Annotated in this window: 4 protein-coding genes; all 4 read right to left on the bottom strand. The window is 73.9% G+C overall.

Annotation, left to right across the window (positions count from 1 at the left end; translation table 11 throughout):
• On the bottom strand, positions 1-438 hold a 438-nt coding region (locus C1I99_RS30380), incomplete at its 3' end, for a D-sedoheptulose-7-phosphate isomerase (protein WP_146604091.1).
• Positions 435-1,655 carry a glycosyltransferase gene (locus C1I99_RS30385; RefSeq protein ID WP_111137600.1) on the bottom strand — a complete coding sequence of 407 codons (1,221 nt, stop codon included), beginning with the start codon at positions 1,653-1,655 and terminating at the stop codon, positions 435-437. The genes C1I99_RS30380 and C1I99_RS30385, both read right to left, overlap by 4 nt.
• Entirely contained in the window at positions 1,640-2,617 is a 978-nt protein-coding gene (locus C1I99_RS30390) for a glycosyltransferase (RefSeq protein WP_111137601.1), read from the bottom strand. Before C1I99_RS30390 ends, C1I99_RS30385 begins: the two co-directional genes overlap by 16 nt.
• Positions 2,614-3,633, bottom strand: a 1,020-nt coding sequence (locus C1I99_RS30395) for a glycosyltransferase family 9 protein (protein WP_146604092.1), incomplete at its 5' end; no start/stop codon positions are given. The genes C1I99_RS30390 and C1I99_RS30395, both read right to left, overlap by 4 nt.

Here is a 3,633-nt window from a genome sequence, read left to right on the forward strand (position 1 = left end):
GGGTCCGGTGAGGGCCCAGCAGCGCAGGCCGGTGTCGCGGGCGGCGTGGGCGGCGGTGAGAAGGTTGGTGCTGGTGCCGCTGGTGGACAGGAGTAGGAGGATGTCGTCTGGTCGGCCGTGGGCGCGGACCTGGCGGGCGTAGACCTGGTCGTAGCCGTAGTCGTTGCCGATGGCGGTGAGGGCGGATGTTTCGGCGTGCAGGGCGATGGCGGACAGGGGTTGGCGGTCGTCGTGGAGTTTGCCGACGAGTTCGGCGGTGAGGTGTTGGGCTTCGGCGGCGCTGCCGCCGTTGCCCGCCACCAGCAGCCGGCCGCCGTCGACCAGTCGGCGGGCGAGCGTCTCGCCCCACCGGGCCAGCAGCTCCTCGCACTGCCGGTACGGCACCAGGGCGGCGGCGAGGTTCGCCAGGTGCGCGTCGAGCAGGGTGGTCGCCGTCATCCGGCCACCACCCGGGTCGGCCGGCGTACCGCGGCGACCTCGCCGTAGACCTCGACGAGGCGCTCCGCCGTGGCCGCCCAGGAGTAGCGTCGCCGGGCCCGCTCCCGCGCCGCCGTGGCGTACGCGAAGCGCCGGATGCGGTCGTCGAGCAGCCGGTGGATCGCGGTGCCCAGCGCTCGCGGGTCCCGGGCCGGGACGAGGTCACCGGTGACCCCCTCGACCACCGTGTCCCGCAGCCCGCCGACGGCGGTGCCGACCACCGGCACCCCGCAGGCCATCGCCTCCAGCGGGGTCAGCCCGAACGGCTCGTACCAGGGGGCGGCCACCAGGATGTCGGCCGAGCGGTACCAGCGGCCCATCTCCTCCCGGGGCACCGCGCCGACCAGGCGTACCCGGTCGGCCACGCCGCAGGTGAGGGCCAGGGCCCGCAGCCGGCGGGCGTACGGGTCGTTCTCCAGCAGGCCGGCGGGCGGGCCGCCGACGACCACGCACTCCGCGTCGGGCACCAGGGCCATCGCCCGGATGACGGTCTGGAAACCCTTGCGCTCCACCAGCCGGCCGACGGTCAGGATCCGGGGCCGGTCGTCGTCCCGGTCGGCGGTCGGGCCGAGTGGGGCGAAGGTGCTCAGGTTCACCCCGGAGGGGATCACCGTCATCCGGGACCGGGGCACCCCCATCCGCACCAGCTCGCCGACCTCGTCCTGGCACTGGGCCACGACCCGGTCGACCGAGCGGCCCAGTTCCCGTTCGTAGCCGATCCGGCGGGCCGGGCTGGTGTCCTGCACGCCCTGGTGGCGGCGCTTGACCACGCCCAGGGCGTGGTAGGTCTGCACCACCGGCACCCCGGTCTGCCGGCTGGCCGCCAGCGCGGCGAGGCCGCTCATCCAGAAGTGCGCGTGGATCACCTCGGGCACCCAGTCTCCGCCCCGCCACCGGTCGACCAGCCAGCGGCTGAACTCCCGCATGTGCGGCAGCAGCGCGTCCTTCGCGACCGGTTCGGCCGGCCCCGCCGGCACGTGCACCACGTCGTAGCCGTCCGGGCTGCGTACCGTCACCGGCAGGTCGACCGCGTCTCGGCGGGTGTAGACCCGCACGTCGTGCCCGGCGGCCGCGAGCGCGGCCGAGAGCTCCGCGACGTGAGTGTTCTGACCGCCGGCGTCCTCGCCGCCGAGGATCGCGAGCGGGCTGGCGTGCTCCGAGATCATCGCGATGCGCATACTTCCTCCTCCAGCAGGCGGTCCCAGTCGGCGAGGAAACGGTCGAGGCCGTACCGGTCCCGCGCCACCGCGCGGGCCTCGGCGCCCGCCCGGCGCGCCTCCGCCGGCTCCTCGACGAACCGGCGGGCGGCGTCCAGCAGGGTGTCGATCCGGGTGGACAGGGCACCTCCGCCGGGCGGCACCGCCATCACCGCTTCGGTGGTGGCCAGGGCGATGACGGGCATGCCGATGGCCATTGCTTCGATGAGGCTCAGCCCGAGTGAGGTCCACCGGCACAGGTGTAGGTAGGCGCGGCGTCGTGCGAGTTCGGTGTGCATCCGGGCCTGCGGTATGTCGTCGTGGCTGGTGAGCCGGTCTGTTGGTAGGCCGAGGTGGTCGGCCAGCCCGGCGACGCTCATGCCGTAGACGTCGAGGGGGGCGATGGCGGCGAAGCGGGGGAGTAGGTCGGTGCCGGTGACCCGCCAGCGGCGTACGGGTTCGTTGATGACGACGGCGAGTCGGTTGAGTTCCCCGGTGTATTCGACGGTGGGTGTGACGATGCCGTGGTCGATGACGGTGGTGCGGGTGGTGCCGGTGTCCCAGAAGAGGTGGTTGAAGTGGGTGACGTGTGCGATGAGGAGGTCGTCGCGGTCGGCCATCGGGTGCCGGCTGTTGGGTATCTGTCCGTCCTTGGGGGTGTTGTGTTCGACGTAGATGGCGGGTAGGTCGTGTCCGGGTCGGCGGTGCAGCCATTGGGTGGCGAGGTCGAGTTCTTCGGGGCGTTGCAGGATGACCAGGTCGATGTCGGTGGTGGCGAGTTGTTCGGGGGTGACCTCGATGGTGGTGTCGGGCCAGGGGTAGGTGCGGGCGCGGCCGAGGCCGTAGGGGCCGCGGTCGGGGGTGACCGGTATGAGGTAGCGGTGTTTGCCGTGCACGAACGAGGTGGTCCAGGATCCGTGCACGTGCCACAGCAGAACGTTCATCGGCTGCTCCCGCCGATGGCTGCCACCGCCGGCTCCGCCGTGCGGGACGGACGTACGCCCAGCAGCCGCAGCGCGTCGACGACCTGGCCGGGTTCGACGCCGCTGAGGCACGGGTGCCCGGGCACCGGGCAGCGGGCCGCGCGGGTGTCCCGGCAGGGCGCGGTCGGGTCGCCGAGCCGTACGGTAGGCACCCGCCACGGACCCCACTGCCCGAACGGGACGGTCGGCGCGAAGAGGCTGACCACCGGCACACCATGGGCGGCGGCGAGATGGGCCGGCCCGGTGTTGCCGACGACCACGGCCGCGGCGCCGGCGACGGTGGCGGCCAGGTCGGCAAGCCCGGTCCGCCCGCCCAGGTCGACACCGTCGGCACCGGCGACGGACGCGGTCAGCTCCCGCTCGTCCGGCCCGCCGGTCACCACCACCCGGTGACCGGCCGCCGTCAGTGCCTGGGCGATCTGCCCCGCGAGTTCCGGCGGGCAGCCCCGGGCCTGCGCCGCCGAACCGGGATGCAGCACGACGTAACCGGGACCGCCGAGCCCCGCCGGGGGCGGTGGCGGGGGGCGCAGCCGTAGGCGGAGTTCGTCGTGGTCGGGCAGGGCGTAGCCGGCGGCGGCGGCGAGGGACAGGGCACGTTCGGGTTCGGGGACACCGGCGGGGACTCGGTGGCGGATGTCGAGCAGGCTGCCCGGGTAGTCGTCGCTGATCGCGGCGATACGGGGCACCCCGGCCAGGCGCAGCAGCAGGGCCAGCGGCAGCGGTGACTGATGGAAGCTGGTGAAGATGACCGCCTCATCGGCGTCCACGGCCGCCAACCGCCCGGTGAGGGCGTGCAGGTCGGCCGCCTCGACCGGCGCCGGGTCGGGATCGATCCAGGGCAGCCGGTGCTCGATGATCTCGTCGATACCGGGCAGGAGCTCCGCGGCGGCGCGACCACGGGGCCCACACAGCAACACCACCCGCTGCGCGCCGGCGGCCACCGCCCGGATACCCGGCCCGGTGACCAGCACGTCCCC

Source organism: Micromonospora deserti (assembly GCF_003236335.1).
In the GTDB taxonomy this organism is placed as follows: Bacteria; Actinomycetota; Actinomycetes; order Mycobacteriales; family Micromonosporaceae; genus Micromonospora; species Micromonospora deserti.

Coding starts and splice junctions, on each gene's coding strand:
- C1I99_RS30390 (WP_111137601.1), bottom strand. CDS start 2,617: ATGAACGTTCTGCTGTGGCACGTGCACGGATCCTGGACCACCTCGTTC.
- C1I99_RS30385 (WP_111137600.1), bottom strand. CDS start 1,655: ATGCGCATCGCGATGATCTCGGAGCACGCCAGCCCGCTCGCGATCCTC.